The following is an 18431-nucleotide window of genomic DNA, read 5'->3' on the forward strand; positions in this document are numbered from 1 at the left end:
GGCCCCGCCCGGCATGATGGGCCGCGGACGGCGGCGCGAGGGGGACGGCATGGCGAGGGCACCGGTCCCCGGCGGGGTGCTCGCGCCCGTCGTTTGGGCGGGGACCCGGGCCCTGCTGCTGCTGTGCGCGGCGGGGGTGCTCGTCCTGCCCGGTCCGGACGTCACGAGCGACGTCGACGTCATCTACCGCGGCTGGTACGGGGTGCTGAGCCGGGGCGCCTACCCGGCCGACGACGTCACCTGGCAGTACCCGCCCGGTGCGGCGCTCGCGATCCTCTCCCCCGGCCTGCTGCGCCCGCTGGACTACGTCGCGGCCTTCACCGTGCTGCTGCTCCTGTGCGACCTGGCGGTCCTGGTGCTGGTGCACCGCGCGGGCCTGCGGGCGGGCACCCGGCGCGGCACCTGGACGTGGGTGGTGGGGCTGCCCCTGCTGGGGCCGACCGCCTACACCCGCTACGACCTGATGGTCACCGCGGTCGCGGTGGCGGCGCTCACCGCGGGGGTGCGGCGGCCGCGGGCCATGGGGGCGCTGGCCGCGTTCGGGGCACTGGTGAAGGTGTGGCCCGCCCTGCTGCTGGTGGGCGTCCCCCGGGGGCGGGCGGCCCGCCGCTGCTTCACGGCGGCGCTGGTGGTGGCGGGGGCGGGCACGGCGGCGCTGGCGGCCGCGCTGCCGGGCGCGCTGGCCTTCGCCGCCTTCCAGCGGGACCGGGGGACGGAGGTGGAGTCGCTCGGGGCGCTGGTGTTCCACCTGGCACGGCACGCCGGCTGGGAGGGCGAGGTGCTGCTGAACTACGGGTCGGTGGAGTTCGTGGGCCCGTACGTGGGGCTGGTGAGCGGGCTGGCGCTGGCGGCGGCGGCAGCCGCGGGGGCCTGGCTGGTCCTGTGGCGGCTGCGGGCGCGCGACTGGGGGCCCCAGGTGCCCGCGGACGCCGCCTTCGCGGCGGTGCTGCTGTTCACGGTCACCAGCCGGGTGCTCAGCCCCCAGTACCTGGTGTGGCTGGTGGGGCTGGCGGCGGTCTGCCTGGCGCACCCCCGGACGCGGATGGTGCGCCCGGCGCTGCTGGTACTGGCGGCGACCGGGGTGACGCTGCTGGAGTTCCCCGTCCTCTTCGCCCATGTGGTGGCCGGCGACGCCCTGGGCGTGTCGATGCTGGTGGTGCGCAACGGGCTGCTGGCGGCGGCCGCGCTGGGGGCCTGCCGGGGGCTGTGGCGGGCGACCTCGGCAGGGCGGGGCGGCGCCGGGGACGGGCTCAGCCGAGCCGCCCCCGCAGATGGTCGCGCCACTGCCCGGTGAACGCCTCCAGGGTGGTGCCCAGCTCCCGGCGGAGCGCGTGCTCGACGGCGCCCTCCCGGTGCTCGGCGGCGCCGACGGTGCGGTAGAAGGCCGCCAGGCGGTCCTCCCCCCAGCGCTCGGCGATCAGTGTGCAGGCGAGGCGTCCTCCCTCGTAGGCGCGGGCGAGGGCGTCCGCGTCGCCGCCGAAGGCGAACTCCTCGTCCTCGGGCAGGGCCGCGGGCGTGCGCCCGGCCTGAACGGCCCGGTGCAGGGCGGGGGCGATCTGCGCATCGGTGCGGTCCGAGCGGCGGTAGGCGACCCAGTCGGCGAAGCCCTCCGACAGCCACATGGGAGTGGCGGCGGAGGTGTCCGCGCGGGTGGCCACGTGGGTGGTCTCGTGGGTCAGCACCACCTGGCGCCCGAGGTCGCCGAGGAGTCCGTAGGCCTCGGGGTTGACGACGACGCGGTCGGCCGGGGCGCCGGCGCCGGTCTCGGCCGTGGTGACGGCCGCGATGCCCCGGTAGCTCGCGGAGGGCCCCCCGAGCAGCCGCCCCATGTCCTCCAGCGAGGCGGGGACGAGCACCACGACCCGGCCGTCCCAGCTCCCGGGCCAGGCGTCCTCCACGGCGGGCACCGCCCGGTCGGCCACCCCGGCCAGTTCCCGCAGCCGCTCCCGGTCCTGCCCGACACCCAGCACCAGGCTGTCCGCGCCCCGCACGGCCCGTACCCCGCCCTGCTGCCAGAGCTGCTGGGCGGCGCCGGTGGCGGGCCGGTCGGCGGTGATGAGCCAGCGTCCGCCGCGCTCGGTCAGCTCCAGGACCCGGGAGGCGGTCATGGGCTCGGTGTCGTAGCCGTCGAGCCGGTAGTGCAGCTCGGCGTCGGCGACGGCCCTGCCGCCCTCGTGGCGCACGCCCGCGAGGCGGTACTCCCAGGTGCCCACGGGCACCTCGGCCAGCCGGTCGAACTCCTCGCCCTGCGCGGTGCGCAGCTGCCGGTCGCCGGGGGCGAGGGCCGCGAGGTAGCCGTCGCGGTCGCGGTCCAGGACGGCTTCCGCACGGGCGTCCAGGGTGCGCTGGATGCCCTCGGCCGCCGGGTCCAGCGGGGACGGGGCGGGAGAGCAGGCGGGCAGGAGCAGCAGCGCGGCGAGGCCGAGCCCCGCCGTGCCGCGGATCACCGCGCGCCGGACGCGCCCCTGACCTGCCACCCTGCCGATCGTACGGAACCGGCGGGGCGGGGGCCCGGTCCGCGGCCGGGCCCCGGCACGGCCCGGCCGCTCAGACCCGGGTCACCGCGTGGACGGGCATCATGCCCACCGGGTCGTAGCGCACGGCCGCGCCCGGGTAGGGGGCGTGGACGACCTGCCCGTTGCCCATGTACATCCCGACGTGGCTGGCGTCGCCGCGATAGGTGACGATGTCGCCGGGCCGGGCCTCGGAGAGGGGGATGCGCCGCCCCGCGTTCGCCTGGCCCTGGGAGGTGCGGGGCAGTGCCACCCCGGCCTGGGCGTAGGACCACTGCACGAGGCCCGAGCAGTCGAAACCTGAGGGCCCGTTGGCACCCCACACGTACGGGCTGCCGACCGCGCCGCGGGCGGCCGCGGCGGCGGAGGAGGCGTGGCGGGACCCGGAGGCGAGGAGGACGGGCCCGGGCGCGCCGCCGTCCCGTCCGGAGCGCGAGGCGCGCTCGGCGGCCGGCAGCCGCTCCAGCAGCCGCCTCGCCTGTGCCAGCTTGCGTTCGACGCTGCGCTTGTGGCGGGCCACGGCCGAGCGGCTGCGCTCCAGCTCGGTCAGGTCGCGGGCCACCTCGGCCCGCTGCTGGTCCAGCGCGCGCTGCGCGTCCCGGAACTCCGCCAGGGTGCGGGAGTGGCGGTCGCCGAGCCGCTCCAGCGCGGCCGCCCGCTCCAGGTAGCTGTCCGGGTCGGAGGAGAGGAAGAGCTCCAGCGAGGGGTCGACTCCGGAGCGGTACTGCGCTCCGGCGACCGAACCGAGGGTGCGGCGCATCCCGTTGATGCGCTCCTGGCCGCGGGCGAGCCGGTCCCGGGCGCCCGAGACGCGCTCCCGGAGCCGCCCCGCGTCCTCGTCCGCCCGGTTGAAGCGCTCGGTGGCGCGCTCGGCCTCGGTGTAGAGGCGGTCGACCTCGGCACGGGTGGCCGCGGCCGTCTCCCGGGGCTCGGCGCCCGCGGGGGCGGAGGCCAGGGCGGCCGCGGCGGTGGCCGCCGCCGCGGACAGCACGGTGACCCGGGCGCTCGCTGCGAGACCGGTCTGTGAGGGTCGGCGGTGGGACACCACGGGCCGCGCTCCCTTCCGCACACGTCGCTGGGACGCAAGGACTGGGCATGTTGCGCGGCAGAGAGTAGCCGTGCCGTCACCCTGCGGCCAACGACCGCCGCGGGCGCGCACGGTGACGCCCCGTCGACGGACCACAGGTCATCGGCGGGGCGGGGCGTCAGCGGGAGGGCGGCGGAATTCGCCCGTTCGGACGGGTCGCGCGCCGGCCGGGCCGAGGCGCCCGGGCCGGACGGCGCGGTGCCTGCGTCAGATGCGCACGCCGAACTGGAACGGCATGTTGTTGATCGACTCGTAGCGCACGTTGGCACCGGGCTTCGGGGCGTGCAGCACCTGGCCGTTGCCGGCGTAGAAGCCGACGTGGTGCAGGTCGCCGTAGAAGATGACCAGGTCGCCCTGCTTGAGCTCGCTCTGCGAGTAGAGGCGGGTACCGGCGTTGGCCTGGGCCTGCGAGGTGCGCGGGATGGAGACGCCCGCCTGGGCGAAGGCCCAGGAGGTGAGGCCGGAGCAGTCGAAGGAGCTGGGTCCGGAGGCGCCGTAGACGTACGGCGAGCCGACCTTGGACTGGGCGGCGGCGAAGGCGGAGGAGGCCCGCTGGGAGGCGGGGACGGACGGGCCGAGGTCGGCGCGCTCGCTGGCGCGGTCGGCGCGGGTCTCCTCCTCGACCAGGGCGGCCCGCTCGGCGGCGGTGAGGGAGTTCAGGAGCTTCTGCGCGTCGGCGAGCTTGCTCTGGACCTCCTGCTTCTTCTTGCCGAGCTCGGTCCGGGTCTCCTCCAGGTCCTTCAGCTTGCCCTGGGCCTCCTGGCGCTGCTGGGCGAGGATGCGCTGCTTGGACTGGATCTCCTGGATGGCGGCGGTCTGCTTGGCGCCGAGCTGGTCCAGGGCGGAGGCCTTGTCCAGGTAGGTGTCCGGGTCCCCGGAGAGGAAGAGCTGCACGGAGGGGTCGATGCCGCCGGAGCGGTACTGCGCGCTGGCGACCGAGCCGAGGCTGTCCCGGAGGGTGTTGAGCTCCTCCTGGCCGCGGGCCACCTTGTCCTGCAGGGCGTCGATCTGCTCGGAGAGCTTGTCCTGCTTCTCCTTGGCCCCGTTGAACTTCTCGGTGGCCTTCTCCGCCTCCTCGTAGAGCTTGTCGACCTTCTCCTTGACCTCGCTCTTGCTCGGGGTCGGATCGGCCTGGGCGCTCTGGGCGGTGAGGGCGACGGCGGCTGCGGCGGTCGCGGTGAGCACGGTCACACGGGCGCGGCTCGGCTGCTTGGGACGACGGTGGGACGCCACGAAGGCGAGCTCCTTCTGCCTCAGCCGCCTACCGGGCCTGTGTGGGGCACCCAGCCTCCGGCGTCCGCACGTCGGAGCCCCGGGACAGAGAGGTCGAACTGTACGAACTCGGCGGTTCCTTCGCTGCCACCCCGGCTGGGTGATCGACCGCGCGAAGGTTCGAGGCCAGACCCTAGTGACCTTCCTGTGATCACTTCAAATCCTCATCGGGAAAATCTCCCCCGGAAACACCATTCTTTACCCTCACCCCACGCGCCGTAGCGGAAACTTGACACGCCGTCCCCCACAAGGCGCATCAATTCGGGCATGTGAGGCGAGAGTTACGAGAGGCGCGAAAGGCGCTTCAGGAGCAAGAGGGACGCGACCGGCCTGGCGCCGGCCTTGGCCACCCCGTCGGCCACCTCGCGGTCGGTGGAGGCCACCACCACCGGCCGCCCCGGAGGCTCGGCGCGGACCAGCTGGCGGATCAGCTCGTCGGCGGTGACGCCCGGCTTGGAGAAGAGCACCCGCACCCCGCGCGGCGGGGCGAGCAGCACCGGGGCGGCCAGCTCGGCGCCGTCGAAGACGCAGGTCACCTCCGCCCCCGTGCGGGCCGCCAGCACGGACAGGCCGCCCAGCAGCCGGAGCCGCTGCTTCTCCAGCGGCATGGTCGGGTAGCCGGTCTTGGTGACGTTGTAGCCGTCCACCACCAGGTGCGCCTGGGGCAGTTCGAGGAGCTGGTCCAGCAGCGCCGGATCGGTCTCCGACAGCGCCCGCGCCGCGATGTCCTTGGGCGACATCCGGCCCGGCTCCACCGCGTCGACCGTGTCGGCCGGATGCATGCCCGCCGGGGGCAGCGCCAGCTCCCTGCGCAGCCCCTGGGCGGCGTCCAGGACGGTGTCCAGGAGCAGGCGCAGGCGCATGTCCTCCACGGAGCGCCCCTCGCGGGCCGCGCGGCGCCCGGCCTCCACGGCCGCCTCCGCCTCGCCCAGGCGCGCCTTCAGCCGCCGGGTCTCGCTCTCCGCGGCCGACACCTGCGCGGCCGCCTGCGCCCGCACCGACTCGATCTCGGAGGCCGATCGCCGCAGCGCGGCCTCGCCCCGCTTGACGTCCGCCTGCGCGCTGCGCAGCTTGCGGGCGAGGGAGTCGGCCTCCTTGCGGGCCGCCTCCAGCTCCGCGCGCAGCCGGTCGGTCTCGGACCTGACCTGGCCGCGGGCCTCGGCGAGTTCCGCCCGCAGGCGCTCCAGCTCGCGCCGGCCCTCCTCCTCGGCCCGCTCGGCGTCCGCGCGCTCGACCTCCTCGCCCGCGGCCGCGACGAGTTTCACCCATCCGGCGGGGCGCAGCACATAGGCGGCGGCCGCCACGTCCACCGGGTCGGCCGCCCCGGGCGGCGCCCCCGCCTCCAGCGCCCCGGCCAGCTCCGGCTGGCCCTTCGCGAGCCGCTCGGCGACGCGCCGGCGGAACACGGGGTCCCCGTCGAGCGCGGCGGCCATGGCGTTCCCGGCGAACTTGGCCCTGCGGGTCGGGGTGAACCGGGCGTACTGCCGCAACTGGGGCGGGAGTTCGGCGACGGTCAGGCCGCCGAAGGCGTCGGACACCAGGGCGACGACCCTCCGCCGGACACCCTCGGGCAGGGGGCGGTCGAGGGCCTCCGCGGCGCCTGCGGCCGCACCGGCCGGTTCCGCGTCGCCTGCGGGCTGCTCCACGATCCGTCACCCCTACACCCTCAGGGGGCCGCTCTCTCAGGAAGCGGCACCCGGCCTGTCCACCAGCTCGATCTGGTCCACCGCGTTGCACCAGCGGCAGCGGACCGACTCGATGGTCTCACTGACCACCTCGCGCTCCTCCACCGTCGGCTCCCCCGCGAGGTCGAGGTGGACGTACTCCACGACCTTGGACGAGCGGGTGACGTCGAAGCGGGTGAGGTTGCCGCAGAGCGTGCAGCGCCACCGGGTGTCGGCCGTCGGCGTGGGAACCGTCGTCATCGTGCCGTCCTTTTCGTCTCACGGTGCCGGGACCCGCGGTGCGCCGTCGAACTGCGGATGTACTCCCTGCAACCCTACGGCCTCACGGGTACCCGCGGTCACGGCGAGGCACGCTGTACCGTTTCCTCCCGCTGCGCCATGCTCTGTCCATGATCGGTCGGTGGCCCACTGCGAGCAGAGCCGTCACCGGGGCGGTGCGCACCCCGGTGGCGACCTACACCCTGATCGCCCTGTGCTGCGCGCTCTTCGCCGTCAGCCCCGTCTCGGGGCTGAACCCGGCCCACGGGAGCGCGGAGCAGCTGCTGGAGGCGCAGTCCTCCTACTTCGCACGCTGGGGGGTGGTCCCCGCGGAGCTGCTGTCCGGTTCGCCCCGGGCACTGCTGACCCCGCTGACCGCACCGTTCGTCCACGGCAGTTGGCTGCACCTGCTCGGCAACATGCTCTTCCTCTACGTCTTCGGGGCCATGACCGAGGAACGCATGGGGCGCAGCGGCTTCGTCCTGTTCTACCTCGGCACGGGCTATGTCGCCCTGCTGGTGTACGCGGTGGCCAACGCCGAGTCGGCGCAGACGCTGGTGGGTGCCTCCGGGGCCATCTCGGCGGTCCTGGGCGCCTTCCTCCATCTCTTCCCCCGGGCACGGGTGACCAGCCTCTTCCCCTTCCTGTTCTTCGTTCCGCTGCGCTTCCCGGCCTGGGCCGTGCTCGTCTTCTGGTTCGCGGTCCAGTGGGTGGCGGCGCAGAACGCCGGACCCGGGCCGGGCGTCGCCTACCTCGCGCACCTGGCGGGGTTCACCACCGGGTTCCTCTGTGCCTGGGGCCGCTTCCGGGCTGGGGCTAGAGTGAGGTCGTCTACAGCGGCCAGCGAGGGAGAAGGCAAGCCGTGATCACTGCGATCGTGCTCATCAAGACCAGCGTGGACCGCATCCCCGAGATCGCCGAGTCGATCGCCGCGCTGGACAGCGTCAGCGAGGTCTTCTCGGTGACCGGGACGTACGACCTGATCGCCATGGTCCGGGTCGCGCGCCACGACGACCTCGCCGACGTCATCCCCGGGCGCATCAGCAAGATCCCGGGCGTCGAGGGCACCGACACCCACGTCGCCTTCCGGACGTACTCGCAGCACGACCTGGAGGCCGCGTTCGCGATCGGCCTCGACGCCTGAGCCGCCCGGGAGCCACCCGGCCGGTCCCGGTACGCGGCGGTCAGCCGCGGTCCGGCACGCAGCGGCCGCCCTCGGTGCGGTAGCGCAGGCGCGCGCCGTCGCGGACCAGTTCCCGCACCGCGGCCAGGAAGCGCAGGATGTGCTCGTCGGGGGTCCCCGCGCCGAAGCTCACCCGGACGGCGTTCAGCGGCACCGAGCCCCCGGGCGCCGGCTCCGGTGCCCCGCACTCCCCCGCCTCGCCCCGGCCCGCGCCGAGCAGCGTGCGCACCAGCGGATGGGCGCAGAACAGGCCGTCGCGGACGCCGATCCCGTACTCGGCGGAGAGGGCCGCCGCGAAGTGGGAGCTGTTCCAGCCGTCGACGGTGAAGGACAGCACGCCCACACGCGGCGCGTCGTCCCCGAACAGCGAGAGCACCCGCACCTCGGGAATGCCCGCCAGCCCCGCGCGCACCTCGGCGACCAGGCGCTGCTCCCGGGCGACGAGGCCGGGGAAGCCCGCCTCGGTCAGCGCCCGGCAGGCGGAGGCGAGGGCGTAGGCGCCGATCACGTTCGGCGAGCCCGCCTCGTGCCGGGCCTCGGTGGTGTGCCACTCCACGTCGAGCCCGCCGGCTCCCCCGCCCTCCGGGCGCCGGGTCACGGTGCGCAAGGCTCCGCCGCCCGCGAGGTAGGGCTCCGCGGCCCGGAGCCAGTCCGCCCGCCCGGCGAGCACGCCCGAGCCGAACGGGGCGTACAGCTTGTGCCCGGAGAGGGCCACCCAGTCCGCGCCGGTCTCCCGGAGGGACACCGGGCGGTGCGGCGCGAGCTGGGCGGCGTCCAGCACGATCCGGGCGCCGTGGGCGTGGGCCGCCGCGGCCAGCTCCCGCACCGGCCAGAGCTCGCCGGTCACGTTGGAGGCTCCGGTGACGCAGACCAGGGCCGGTCCGTGCGGGTCCCGGTCGGCGAGTGCCCGCTCCAGGGCGCGCACGGCCCCGTCGGGCGTGCGGGGCGCGTCGAGGACGGTCACCTCCGCACCGCGCCAGGGCAGCAGGGAGGCGTGGTGCTCGGTCTCGAAGACGAACACCCGGCAGCCGGCGGGCAGGGCCGAGGCGAGCAGGTTGAGCGAGTCGGTGGTGGAGCGGGTGAAGAGGAGCTGGTCGTCCTCGCGGCAGTCGAGGAAGGTGCGCACGGCCGCCCGGCTGCTCTCGAAGAGGTCGGTGGACAGCTGGGAGAGGTACCCGGCACCCCGGTGGACGCTGCCGTAGTACGGGGCGTAGGCGGCGACGTCGTCCCAGACCCGCTGGAGCGCCGGGGCGCTGGCCGCGTAGTCGAGGGAGGCGTAGCCGGTCTCCCCGCCGGTGGCCAGGGGCACGGTGACGTCCCTGCCGAGGACGGCGAGCGGCTCGGAGCGACGGGCCGCGGCGCCGGTGGCGGCGGCCGGGGCGCGGAGGGCGGACGGGACGGAGGGGGTCGCGGTGGTGGCGGGGCGCACGGACATGGCGGAGTCTCCCGGCGGGAAGGGCGAACGGGCGGCGACGACCCGTCGCGGCGTACGGGGATGCCTCGACGCACACGCGGAAGCGGTGTGCGGAGGGGGCGGAGGAGGAGCCCCGAGGGCACCTCCGGGGCGTGGTTCGGGCGGGCGCCGCCGTCCGCGGCAGGGCGGGACGGGGCCGCCGAACGACGCCCTAGCGCATTCGCTTGCTCACGGGACAGCTCCTCGACCAGGACCCCGGAGCGGTGAGGGGTCCGCGCTTGCCGCAGACCTCGCTGCCTGCGGCCTGGTCTTCACCCGGGGCACCCCGCCACGGACGGAGGGTTGCCGGACAGCGGGCCGGGGCCGTGGTCGCTGTCACTCATGACCTTGGTGGGCATCCTGCCACACGCGCGGGACCGGGCGGGGGCGGGGTCCGCCATCCGGACCCCGCCCCCGCCCCACCGCCGCCGCGGACCTCAGGCGTTGCTCGCGGCCACCCAGCGCTCCAGGGCGGCCCGGGCCTCGCCCGAGTCGACGGACCGGGCCGCGCGCGCCACCCCTGCCGCGAGCTGCTCGTCCAGGGTGCCGTCGGTGGGCTCCAGGGCCACCAGCGCGGCCGCCGCGTTGAGCAGCACCGCGTCGCGCACCGGTCCCGTCTCCCCGCCCAGCAGCCGGCGGGCCACATCGGCGTTGTAGGAGGCGTCCGCGCCCCGCAGCGCCTCCACGGGCACCAGGTCGATTCCGATGTCCCGGGGGTCGAAGCGCTCCTCGCGGACGGCGCCGTCCCGCACCACCCACACGCGGGAGGTCGCGGTGGTCGTCAGCTCGTCCAGGCCGTCGTCGCCCCGGAAGACCAGGGCGGAGGAGCCCCGGGCCGCGAGCACCCCGGCCATGATGGGCGCCATGCGGGCGTCGGCGACACCGGTCGCCTGGGCCTTCACCCGGGCCGGGTTGGTCAGCGGGCCCAGGAAGTTGAAGACGGTGCGGATGCCCAGCTCCCTGCGGGCGGAGGCCACGTGCCGCAGCGCCGGGTGGAAGCGCACCGCGAAGCAGAAGGTGATGCCCGCCTCCTCGGCGACCTCGGCCACCCGCTGGGGGGTGAGCTCCAGGTTGACGCCGAGCTTCTCCAGGACGTCGGAGGCGCCGCTCGCCGAGGAGGCCGCCCGGTTGCCGTGCTTGACGACCTTGGCCCCGGTGCCGGCGACCACGATCGCGGACATGGTGGAGATGTTGACCGTCTTGGCGCCGTCGCCGCCGGTGCCGACGATGTCGACGCTGCGGCCGGGCACCTCGATCAGGTTGGCGTGCGCGTACATGGTGCGGACCAGGCCGGAGATCTGCTCCACGGTCTCGCCCTTGGCGCGCAGGGCGACGGCGAAGCCGGCGATCTGCGCGTCGGTGGCCTCGCCCCGCAGGATCCGGTCCATGGCCCACGCGGTGGCCTCGGCGCCCTGGCCGCTCCCGTCGAGGACGGCGTTCAGCACGGCGGGCCAGGAGAGGTCCGCCACGCTGTCGCCGCCGTCCGGGGTCACAACGTTCATGGTCCGCTCCTGGGGTCCACAGCCAATGGGGTTCGGGTTCCACCCTATCCAGCGCCGGACGGCCCGAAGGGCCCCGTCCAGCGGATGGACGGGGCCCTTCGGGCGTGTGGCGACGCGTGTGCCGGGGGGGGGTCAGTGGTGGCCGTGGCCGCTGGTGATCTCCCGGTACTCCTCGGACGTGGGCTTGGCGACCTGGTTGTCGCCGCCGTAGTAGCCCTTGTTGAGCTTGACGCGCAGCTTCTCCATGCGCCCGATCTTGCGGCGCACGCCGTTCTCGTCGACCTCGGGACCGAGTTCGGCCGGGGCGTACTGCTCGTGCGCCGTCAGCTTGTAGCGGTCCGCCTGCGAGAGCGGCTCGTGGACCTCGACGAACTCACCGTGCGGCAGGCGCTTGATGATGCCGGACTCGCGCCCGTGCAGCACCTTCTCCTTGTCGCGGCGCTGGAGGCCGAGGCAGATGCGCTTGGTGATGACGAAGGCGAGGACCGGTCCGACGAAGTACGCGATGCGGACGAACCACGTGATCGCGTTGATCGACATGTGGAAGTGCGTCGCGAAGATGTCGTTTCCACCGCCGAGGAGCATGATCACGTAGGCGGTGACCCAGGCGACACCGAGCGCGGTGCGCGTCGGCGCGTTGCGCGGGCGGTCCAGGATGTGGTGCTCGCGCTTGTCGCCGGTGATCCAGGACTCGATGAACGGGTAGAGCGCGATCGCGCCGAGCACCAGCCCGAAGACCACCAGCGGGATGAACACGCCCAGGACCAGGGTGTGGCCCCAGAGGTTGATCTCCCAGCCCGGCATCACGCGGATGAGTCCCTCGGCGAAGCCCATGTACCAGTCCGGCTGGGCGCCCGTGGACACCTGGTCCGAGCGGTAGGGGCCCAGTGCCCAGATCGGGTTGATCGTGAACAGCGCGGAGATGATCGCGATCAGGCCGAAGACCAGGAAGAAGAAGCCTCCCGCCTTGGCCATGTAGACCGGCAGCAGCGGCATGCCGACGACGTTCTTGTTGGTCTTGCCGGGGCCCGCGAACTGCGTGTGCTTGTGGTAGAAGACCAGGATCAGGTGCGCCACCACGAGGCCGAGCATGATGCCCGGCAGCAGCAGGATGTGCATCGAGTAGAACCGGGCGATGATGTCGTGGCCCGGGAACTCCCCGCCGAACAGGAACATCGAGATGTAGGTGCCGACGATCGGCACCGACAGGATCGCGCCCTGCGTGAAGCGCACACCGGTGCCGGAGAGCAGGTCGTCCGGGAGCGAGTAGCCGGTGAACCCGGTGAACATGCCGAGGACGAACAGCAGGAAGCCGAACAGCCAGTTGATCTCACGCGGCTTGCGGAACGCGCCGGTGAAGAAGACGCGCATCATGTGCACGAACATGCCCGCGAGGAAGATCAGCGCGGCCCAGTGGTGGATCTGCCGGATGAGCAGGCCGCCGCGGACGTCGAAGCTGATGTCCAGGGTCGAGGCGTACGCCTCGGTCATGCGGATGCCCTGCATCGGCACGTACGAGCCGTGGTACTCGATCTCGTTCATGCTCGGGTGGAAGAACAGCGTCAGGTACACACCCGTGAGGATGATGATGATGAAGCTGTAGAGGCAGATCTCGCCCAGCATGAAGGACCAGTGGTCCGGGAAGATCTTCCGCATGTTGGCCTTGGCCAGGGAGTAGATCCCGAGGCGGCCGTCGGCCCAGTCGGCGACCCGCTCGCCGGCCGGCGCCTTCTTGTTGCTGTCTGTTGCCGTTGCAGTACTCATCCGCGCTCCCAGAAGGCAGGACCGACGGGCTCTTCGAAGTCGCCGAGCGCCTCGAGGTTGCCCTCGGCGTTCACACCGATCCGCAGCTGCGGCAGCGGGTGGCCGGCCGGGCCGAAGATGACGCGGGCGCCGTCGGACAGGTCGAAGGTGGACTGGTGGCACGGGCACAGCACGTGGTGCGTCTGCTGCTCGTACAGGCTGATCGGGCAGCCGACGTGGGTGCAGATCTTCGAGTACGCCACGATGCCCTCGTGCGACCACTCGAGCTCGCGCTTGTCCTTGATGTCCTCCGGCTGGATCCGGACGATCATCAGGGCGGCCTTGGCGATCTCGGTGTTGAAGTCGTGGTCGTCCTCCTCCAGGCCCTCGGGCATGGCGAAGGTCAGCGAACCGACCGTGATGTCCTCGGGACGCAGCGGCTCGTTGGTGTTCATGTTGATGAGCTGCTTGCCCTTGGCCCACAGCGTCTTGCGCAGCTTGTCCTCGGGCAGCGGGCCGAGCTCGCGCAGCAGCACCACGCCGGAGAGCGGGACCATGGCCAGCGCGCCGAACATGGTGTTGCGGATGAGCTTGCGCCGGCCGATGGCGGACTCGCGCGCGCCGTCGGCGAAGTCCGACATGACCTTCGCCTTGACCTCGGGCGCCGCCTCGATCGGGTGACGGTCGTCGGCGACCTCGACGTCGGACATCAGGGTGCGCGCCCAGTGGACGGCGCCGGCGCCGATGCAGAACAGCGCGAGGCCCAGGGTCAGGCCCAGCGAGAAGTTCAGCGCGCTGATGTGGCCGAGCGGCCAGACGTAGATGATCTTGTCGATGTCGAAGATCACGAACGAGGCGATGAAGCCGACCGTGGCCAGCATCGACAGCGTGAACAGCAGGGCGACGGTGCGCTCGCTGCGCTTGGCCGCCCGCTCGTCGATGTCCTGGATGCGCGGCTTGTGGGCCGGCAGCCCCGGGTCGGCGAGCGGGTCCTCGTCGTGCTGGACGACGGTCGTACCGCCGGCGTGTGCCGCGTCGTGCGCGGAGCCCTGCTCTGCGGGCAGGTTCTCTTCAGGATTCTCTTGGCTACTCATGACTTCTTGGCCTTAGCGGTGTGGGCCGCAACCCAGACGGCAACAGCGATCAGCGAGCCCAGACCGAAGATCCAGCCGAACAGACCCTCGCTCACCGGGCCGAGGCCGCCGAGGCCGAAGCCGCCGGGAGACGGGGTGTCGTCGCTGTTCACGGCCTTGACGTAGGCGATGATGTCCCGCTTCTCCTGCTCGGGCATCACGGTGTCCGGGAAGGACGGCATGTTCTGCGGGCCGGTCTGCATGGCCTCGTAGAGGTGCTTGGGGCTCACGCCGTCGAGCGCCGGGGCGTACTTGCCCTCGGTCAGCGCACCGCCCTTGCCGGTGAAGTTGTGGCACTGGGCGCAGTTGGTGCGGAAGAGCTCGCCGCCGTTGGCGATGTCCGCCTCGGCCGGGTCGAACTGCTCCTCGGTCGGAGTGATCGGTCCGGCGCCCAGGGAGGCGACGTACGCCGCGAGCTGGTCGATCTCCGTCTGGGAGTAGATGTTCTTCTTCTTCGGCACCTGCGCGCCGGGCTGCATGGCGGGCATCCGGCCGGTGCCGACCTGGAAGTCGACCGCGGCGGAGCCCACGCCGACCAGGGAGGGACCGTCGCTGGTGCCCTGACCGCCGGTTCCGTGGCAGCTGGCGCAGCCCACGGTGTAGAGCTTCTGGCCCTCCTTGATGGCGAGGGACTGGGCGGTTTCATCGGCCTGCGCCTTGTCCGCGGGTGCGAACGCGGCGTACAGCCCCCCAGTGGCCGCCAGCGCGAGGAGTAGGACGACGACCGCCGCCAGCGGATGGCGTCGTCGTGCGGAGAGCTTTTTCACGGATTACCCCGGTGTCAGGATCTTCTGCGTCGATGCTTCTGGACTGTGTCTGCTTCGGGCGGCTCGGCTCCGGGCCGGCGCCTCCGCCGTTTACTTGATCAGGTAGATCGTGGCGAAGAGGCCGATCCAGACGACATCGACGAAGTGCCAGTAGTAGGACACGACGATGGCGGCGGTTGCCTGCTCGTGGGTGAACCTCCTGGCCGCGTACGTCCTGCCGAGGACCAGCAGGAAGGCGATGAGGCCGCCTGTCACGTGGAGGCCGTGGAAGCCGGTCGTCAGGTAGAACACCGAGCCGTACGGGTCGGACGAGAGGGAGAGCCCCTCGTGCTTGACCAGCTCGGTGTACTCGAAGACCTGGCCGCCGATGAAGACCGCGCCCATCACGAACGTGATGATGAACCACGTCCGGAGCTTCTTCACATCGCCCCGCTCCGCGGCGAAGACGCCGAGCTGGCAGGTGAGTGAGGAGAGCACCAGGATCGTGGTGTTGGTCGCCGAGAACGGCAGGTTCAGCGTGTCGGCCTTCTCTGACCAGAACTCGGCACCCGTCACCGATCGCAGGGTGAAGTACATCGCGAAGAGGGCCGCGAAGAACATCAGCTCGGAACTCAACCAGATGATGGTTCCGACGCTGGTGAGGTTCGGCCGATTGACCGACGGGTGCGCGTGCCCGGTTTCTACTGTCGTTGCTGTCGCCACGACCGACATTATGTCGGTCGCTTATCCCGCCCTCACTCCGGGGGTGCCGTTCGGTGTGTCCGTGGGCGCTGTCCAGCCCGAACGGCCCATCGAAGGGCTGTCCGAACCGGTGTTGACAGCGAGTCGGGGGGAGTAGCATCCGCGTCCACAGGCTCTGTTCGTACGAGGCGGAGGAACCATGCAGTCGAGCGCCACGGTCCTGGTCTACAGCGACGACGCGAACACGCGCGAACAGGTGCGCCTCGCGGCCGGGCGCAGGCCGGCCGCCGATGTGCCGCCGGTGGAGTTCGTGGAGTGCGCGACGCTGCCGGCCGTCCTGAAGGCCCTGGAGCAGGGCGGGGTGGACGCCTGCGTCCTGGACGGCGAGACGGTCCCCGCGGGCGGCATGGGCGTCTGCCGGCAGATCAAGGACGAGATCTACGACTGCCCGCCCGTGCTGCTGCTCATGGGGCGTCCGCAGGACGCCTGGCTGGCCACCTGGAGCCGGGCCGAGGCCGCCGTCACCCTGCCGGTCGAGCCGGTGGAGCTGGCCGAGGCCCTGGCCTCGCTGCTGCGTGAGCGGCTCTCCTCGGGCGTCTGAGGCGGTCCGGGCCGCCCTCGCGGCCTTCGCCCCCCTCGGGCCCGGCGGGCCCGAGGGGGGCGCGCACGGGGCCGCGGAGCGGCCTCCCGCTCCCCGGCCGGACGTCGCGGGCACCCGGCCGGGCTACAGGGCCACGGGCCGCAGACGGGCCGTGGCGGCGCTGGGACCGGTGTCCTCGGCGGTGCCCCCGGTCAGCGCCGAGCCCTCGCGCCACTTCTCCCAGGACAGGTTCCACTCCCCGAACCCGTTCCCGAACGGGGTCATCATGTCGCCGTAGCTGTTGACGACGGAGACGAGGTCGCCCTGGCGGACGGTCTCGAAGAACCACTTGGCGTTCGCCATGGACATGCCGGTGCAGCCGTGGCTGACGTTCGCGGCACCGTGCGAGCCCACCGACCAGGGCGCGGCGTGCACGTACTCCCCGCTCCAGGTGACCCGGGTGGCCCAGTAGACCGGCAGGTCGTAGGACTCGGAGCTGCCCGCGGCGATGCCGATGCTGGTGCTGCGCATCCGGACGTAGGACTCCTTGCCGAGCACCACCTTGATCCCGTTGCGGGTGTCGAAGCCGGGCTTGCCGGTGGTCACCGGAATGGTGTTGATCACTTCTCCGTTCCGCTTGACCACCATGGTGTGGGCGGCGGCGTCGGTGACCGCCTCGATGCGGTCGCCTATGGAGAGTTCGAGCGGCTTCGAGGGGCCGCCGTAGAGCTGGCCGGTCACCTTGACGCCCTTGAGGTTGCTGGAGGCGGTGACCGTCGCCCCGCTGGGCCAGTACTCCCTGGGCCGGTAGTGGAGCGTCTTGTCGTCCACCCAGTACCAGGAGCCCTCCACGGCGGGCCTGGAGGTCACCTTGAGGGCGCGCTCGACGGTGCGCCGGGCGTCCTCGTCCTTGACGGCCAGGCTGAGCTTGGCGGTGACCGGCTGGCCCACGCCGTAGGTGCCGGCCTCGGGGCCGAACTCGGCGGCCAGGAAGCGCTCGGCGGGCTTCGTCTCGAAGGTCAGCACCCGGACGCCGGGGGCGCCGTCCTCGTCCTCGGTGGAGACCCGCACGGTGTAGCGGGCACCGGCCGCGAGCGGGGCCGTGGAGCGCCAGCGGACGCCGTCGGCGGAGAGCTCGCCGGCGAGGAAGCGCCCGGCGTCGTCCATGACGGTGACGTCGGTGATGCGGCCGCCCTCACCCTTGGCGGTGATCTCCAGCGGCTTGTCCGGGTCGACCTTGCGGCCGTCGGTCTCGGTGTTGAAGGCGATCTGCCGCGCGGCGTCGTAGGGCTGCGCGGAGAGCGGGTGGGCGTCGGGGTCGCCGCACGCGGTCGCGACCGTCCCGAGGGTCACGACCAGCAGGATGCCTCCGACTGCGGTACGGAATCGCGGCGTGTGGTTCATGAGCACACGCTATGGACGGCTGTCAGCAGCGGCGCGCTGGATGACTCCGAACGAGGGGCCCGCAACCACCTTTCCGGAGTGACGGAGGGCCCGGAACCGCCTCGTCGAGCGAGGCGGTTCCGGGCCCTCGGGCCGTCCGACCGGGCGGACGGTGCGCCGTTCGCGGCACCGGGTCTAGGACACGGCGCTACTGGTTCTGGTTCTCACCGCGGTAGTACTCGAACACCCAGCCGAAGATGCCGATCAGGATGACGGGCAGCGAGAAGTAGAGCAGCCACCAGCCCATCGCCACGCCCAGGAAGGCGAGCGCACCGCCGATCGCCAGCGACAGCGGCTGCCAGCTGTGCGGGGAGAAGAACCCGACCTCGCCGGACTCGTCCGCGACGTCGGCCTCCTTGTCGTCCTGCGCCATCTGGTCGACCCGCCGGGCCGTGAAGGCCAGGTAGTAGCCGATCATGGCGGCCAGGCCGAAGGCCAGGAAGAGTGCGGTGGTTCCGACCGGCTCCTTCGACCAGACGCCGTACAGGACGGCGACGGCCAGGATGAAGACGCTCAGCCAGAGGAACATCTTGCCCTGGATCTTCACTTGCTCTCCTCCTTGCCGCCGGCCACGGCCCCGGCCGGGACGCCGCCGTGCTCGAGCTGGTCGAGCGCCGCGATCTCCGGGTGGTGCAGGTCGAACGCGGGCGATTCGCTGCGGATGCGGGGCAGGGTGAGGAAGTTGTGCCGCGGCGGCGGGCAGGACGTGGCCCACTCGAGCGAGCGGCCGTAGCCCCACGGGTCGTCGACCTCGATCTTCTTGCCGTACTTGGCGGTCTTCCAGACGTTGTACATGAACGGAAGCATCGACAGGCCCAGCACGAAGGAGCTGATGGTCGAGATCGTGTTCAGCGCGGTGAAGCCGTCGGCCGCCAGGTAGTCGGCGTACCGCCGCGGCATGCCCTCCGCGCCCAGCCAGTGCTGGACCAGGAAGGTGCCGTGGAAGCCGATGAACAGCGTCCAGAAGGTGATCTTGCCCAGGCGCTCGTCCAGCATCTTGCCGGTGAACTTGGGCCACCAGAAGTGGAAGCCGGCGAACATCGCGAACACCACGGTGCCGAAGACGACGTAGTGGAAGTGCGCCACCACGAAGTAGGAGTCGGAGACGTGGAAGTCCAGCGGCGGCGAGGC

Annotated in this window: 18 protein-coding genes and 1 riboswitch; of the genes, 4 read left to right on the top strand and 14 right to left on the bottom strand. The window is 72.6% G+C overall.

From position 1 onward, the window contains the following. Positions 1-49 precede the first annotated feature (49 nt). Positions 50-1294, top strand: a complete 1245-nt coding sequence (locus NPS70_RS27605; RefSeq protein ID WP_256527180.1) for a glycosyltransferase 87 family protein — start codon at positions 50-52, stop codon at positions 1292-1294. On the opposite strand, the gene NPS70_RS27610 is transcribed toward NPS70_RS27605, so the two are convergent. The 5 genes from NPS70_RS27610 to NPS70_RS27630 form a co-directional block, all read right to left on the bottom strand. After that, positions 1251-2477: a hypothetical protein gene (locus NPS70_RS27610; RefSeq protein ID WP_256527181.1), complete on the bottom strand. Its 1227-nt coding sequence runs from the start codon at positions 2475-2477 to the stop codon at positions 1251-1253. The two genes, NPS70_RS27605 and NPS70_RS27610, sit on opposite strands and share 44 nt — an antisense overlap. A 70-nt stretch (positions 2478-2547) precedes the next feature. Further along, on the bottom strand, positions 2548-3561 hold the full coding sequence (locus NPS70_RS27615; RefSeq protein ID WP_256527182.1) for a C40 family peptidase: 1014 nt from the start codon (positions 3559-3561) through the stop codon (positions 2548-2550). 246 nt (positions 3562-3807) lie between these two features. After that, positions 3808-4833, bottom strand: coding sequence for an NlpC/P60 family protein (locus NPS70_RS27620; protein WP_256527183.1), 1026 nt, complete (start codon positions 4831-4833; stop codon positions 3808-3810). Between the two features lie 320 nt (positions 4834-5153). After that, complete coding sequence (locus NPS70_RS27625) at positions 5154-6518, bottom strand: NYN domain-containing protein (protein WP_256527184.1); 1365 nt, start codon at positions 6516-6518, stop codon at positions 5154-5156. 36 nt (positions 6519-6554) lie between these two features. Further along, positions 6555-6797: a hypothetical protein gene (locus NPS70_RS27630; protein WP_256527185.1), complete on the bottom strand. Its 243-nt coding sequence runs from the start codon at positions 6795-6797 to the stop codon at positions 6555-6557. A 149-nt stretch (positions 6798-6946) separates the two neighbouring features. Between NPS70_RS27630 and NPS70_RS27635 the strand changes: the two genes are divergently transcribed. Together NPS70_RS27635 and NPS70_RS27640 are read left to right on the top strand one after the other, a co-directional pair. Continuing rightward, positions 6947-7681 carry a rhomboid family intramembrane serine protease gene (locus tag NPS70_RS27635; protein WP_256527186.1) on the top strand — a complete coding sequence of 245 codons (735 nt, stop codon included), beginning with the start codon at positions 6947-6949 and terminating at the stop codon, positions 7679-7681. Next, entirely contained in the window at positions 7678-7959 is a 282-nt protein-coding gene (locus tag NPS70_RS27640) for an Lrp/AsnC family transcriptional regulator (protein WP_065488891.1), read from the top strand. The genes NPS70_RS27635 and NPS70_RS27640 overlap by 4 nt, the downstream gene beginning before the upstream one ends. A 40-nt stretch (positions 7960-7999) precedes the next feature. Here NPS70_RS27640 and NPS70_RS27645 read toward each other — a convergent pair whose 3' ends face one another. From NPS70_RS27645 to NPS70_RS27670, 6 genes are all read right to left on the bottom strand, one after another. Beyond that, on the bottom strand, positions 8000-9433 hold the full coding sequence (locus NPS70_RS27645; RefSeq protein WP_256527187.1) for an aminotransferase class V-fold PLP-dependent enzyme: 1434 nt from the start codon (positions 9431-9433) through the stop codon (positions 8000-8002). Between the two features lie 248 nt (positions 9434-9681). Next, a riboswitch (SAM riboswitch) is annotated at positions 9682-9799 on the bottom strand. A gap of 89 nt (positions 9800-9888) precedes the next feature. Then, on the bottom strand, positions 9889-10953 hold the full coding sequence (trpD, locus tag NPS70_RS27650; RefSeq protein ID WP_256527188.1) for an anthranilate phosphoribosyltransferase: 1065 nt from the start codon (positions 10951-10953) through the stop codon (positions 9889-9891). 132 nt (positions 10954-11085) lie between these two features. Continuing rightward, positions 11086-12717 (bottom strand): ubiquinol-cytochrome c reductase cytochrome b subunit, encoded by a 1632-nt coding sequence (locus NPS70_RS27655; RefSeq protein WP_256527189.1) that lies wholly within the window; start codon positions 12715-12717, stop codon positions 11086-11088. Continuing rightward, complete coding sequence (locus tag NPS70_RS27660) at positions 12714-13790, bottom strand: ubiquinol-cytochrome c reductase iron-sulfur subunit (protein ID WP_256527190.1); 1077 nt, start codon at positions 13788-13790, stop codon at positions 12714-12716. The genes NPS70_RS27655 and NPS70_RS27660 overlap by 4 nt, the downstream gene beginning before the upstream one ends. Continuing rightward, positions 13787-14596 carry a c-type cytochrome gene (locus NPS70_RS27665; RefSeq protein ID WP_256527191.1) on the bottom strand — a complete coding sequence of 270 codons (810 nt, stop codon included), beginning with the start codon at positions 14594-14596 and terminating at the stop codon, positions 13787-13789. Before NPS70_RS27665 ends, NPS70_RS27660 begins: the two co-directional genes overlap by 4 nt. A gap of 90 nt (positions 14597-14686) precedes the next feature. After that, entirely contained in the window at positions 14687-15307 is a 621-nt protein-coding gene (locus NPS70_RS27670) for a heme-copper oxidase subunit III (RefSeq protein WP_256527192.1), read from the bottom strand. A gap of 169 nt (positions 15308-15476) precedes the next feature. On the opposite strand from NPS70_RS27670, the gene NPS70_RS27675 reads away from it, so the two are divergent. Beyond that, on the top strand, positions 15477-15878 hold the full coding sequence (locus NPS70_RS27675; RefSeq protein ID WP_256527193.1) for a hypothetical protein: 402 nt from the start codon (positions 15477-15479) through the stop codon (positions 15876-15878). A gap of 123 nt (positions 15879-16001) precedes the next feature. Here NPS70_RS27675 and NPS70_RS27680 read toward each other — a convergent pair whose 3' ends face one another. The 3 genes from NPS70_RS27680 to NPS70_RS27690 form a co-directional block, all read right to left on the bottom strand. Next, on the bottom strand, positions 16002-17261 hold the full coding sequence (locus NPS70_RS27680; RefSeq protein WP_256527194.1) for an Ig-like domain-containing protein: 1260 nt from the start codon (positions 17259-17261) through the stop codon (positions 16002-16004). A gap of 187 nt (positions 17262-17448) precedes the next feature. Then, positions 17449-17847 (bottom strand): cytochrome c oxidase subunit 4, encoded by a 399-nt coding sequence (locus NPS70_RS27685; protein WP_256527195.1) that lies wholly within the window; start codon positions 17845-17847, stop codon positions 17449-17451. Then, positions 17844-18431, bottom strand: a 588-nt coding sequence (locus NPS70_RS27690) for a cbb3-type cytochrome c oxidase subunit I (protein WP_256527196.1), incomplete at its 5' end; no start/stop codon positions are given. The genes NPS70_RS27690 and NPS70_RS27685, both read right to left, overlap by 4 nt.

The organism is Streptomyces sp. C10-9-1 (genome assembly GCF_024497955.1).
In the GTDB taxonomy this organism is placed as follows: Bacteria; Actinomycetota; Actinomycetes; order Streptomycetales; family Streptomycetaceae; genus Streptomyces; species Streptomyces sanyensis.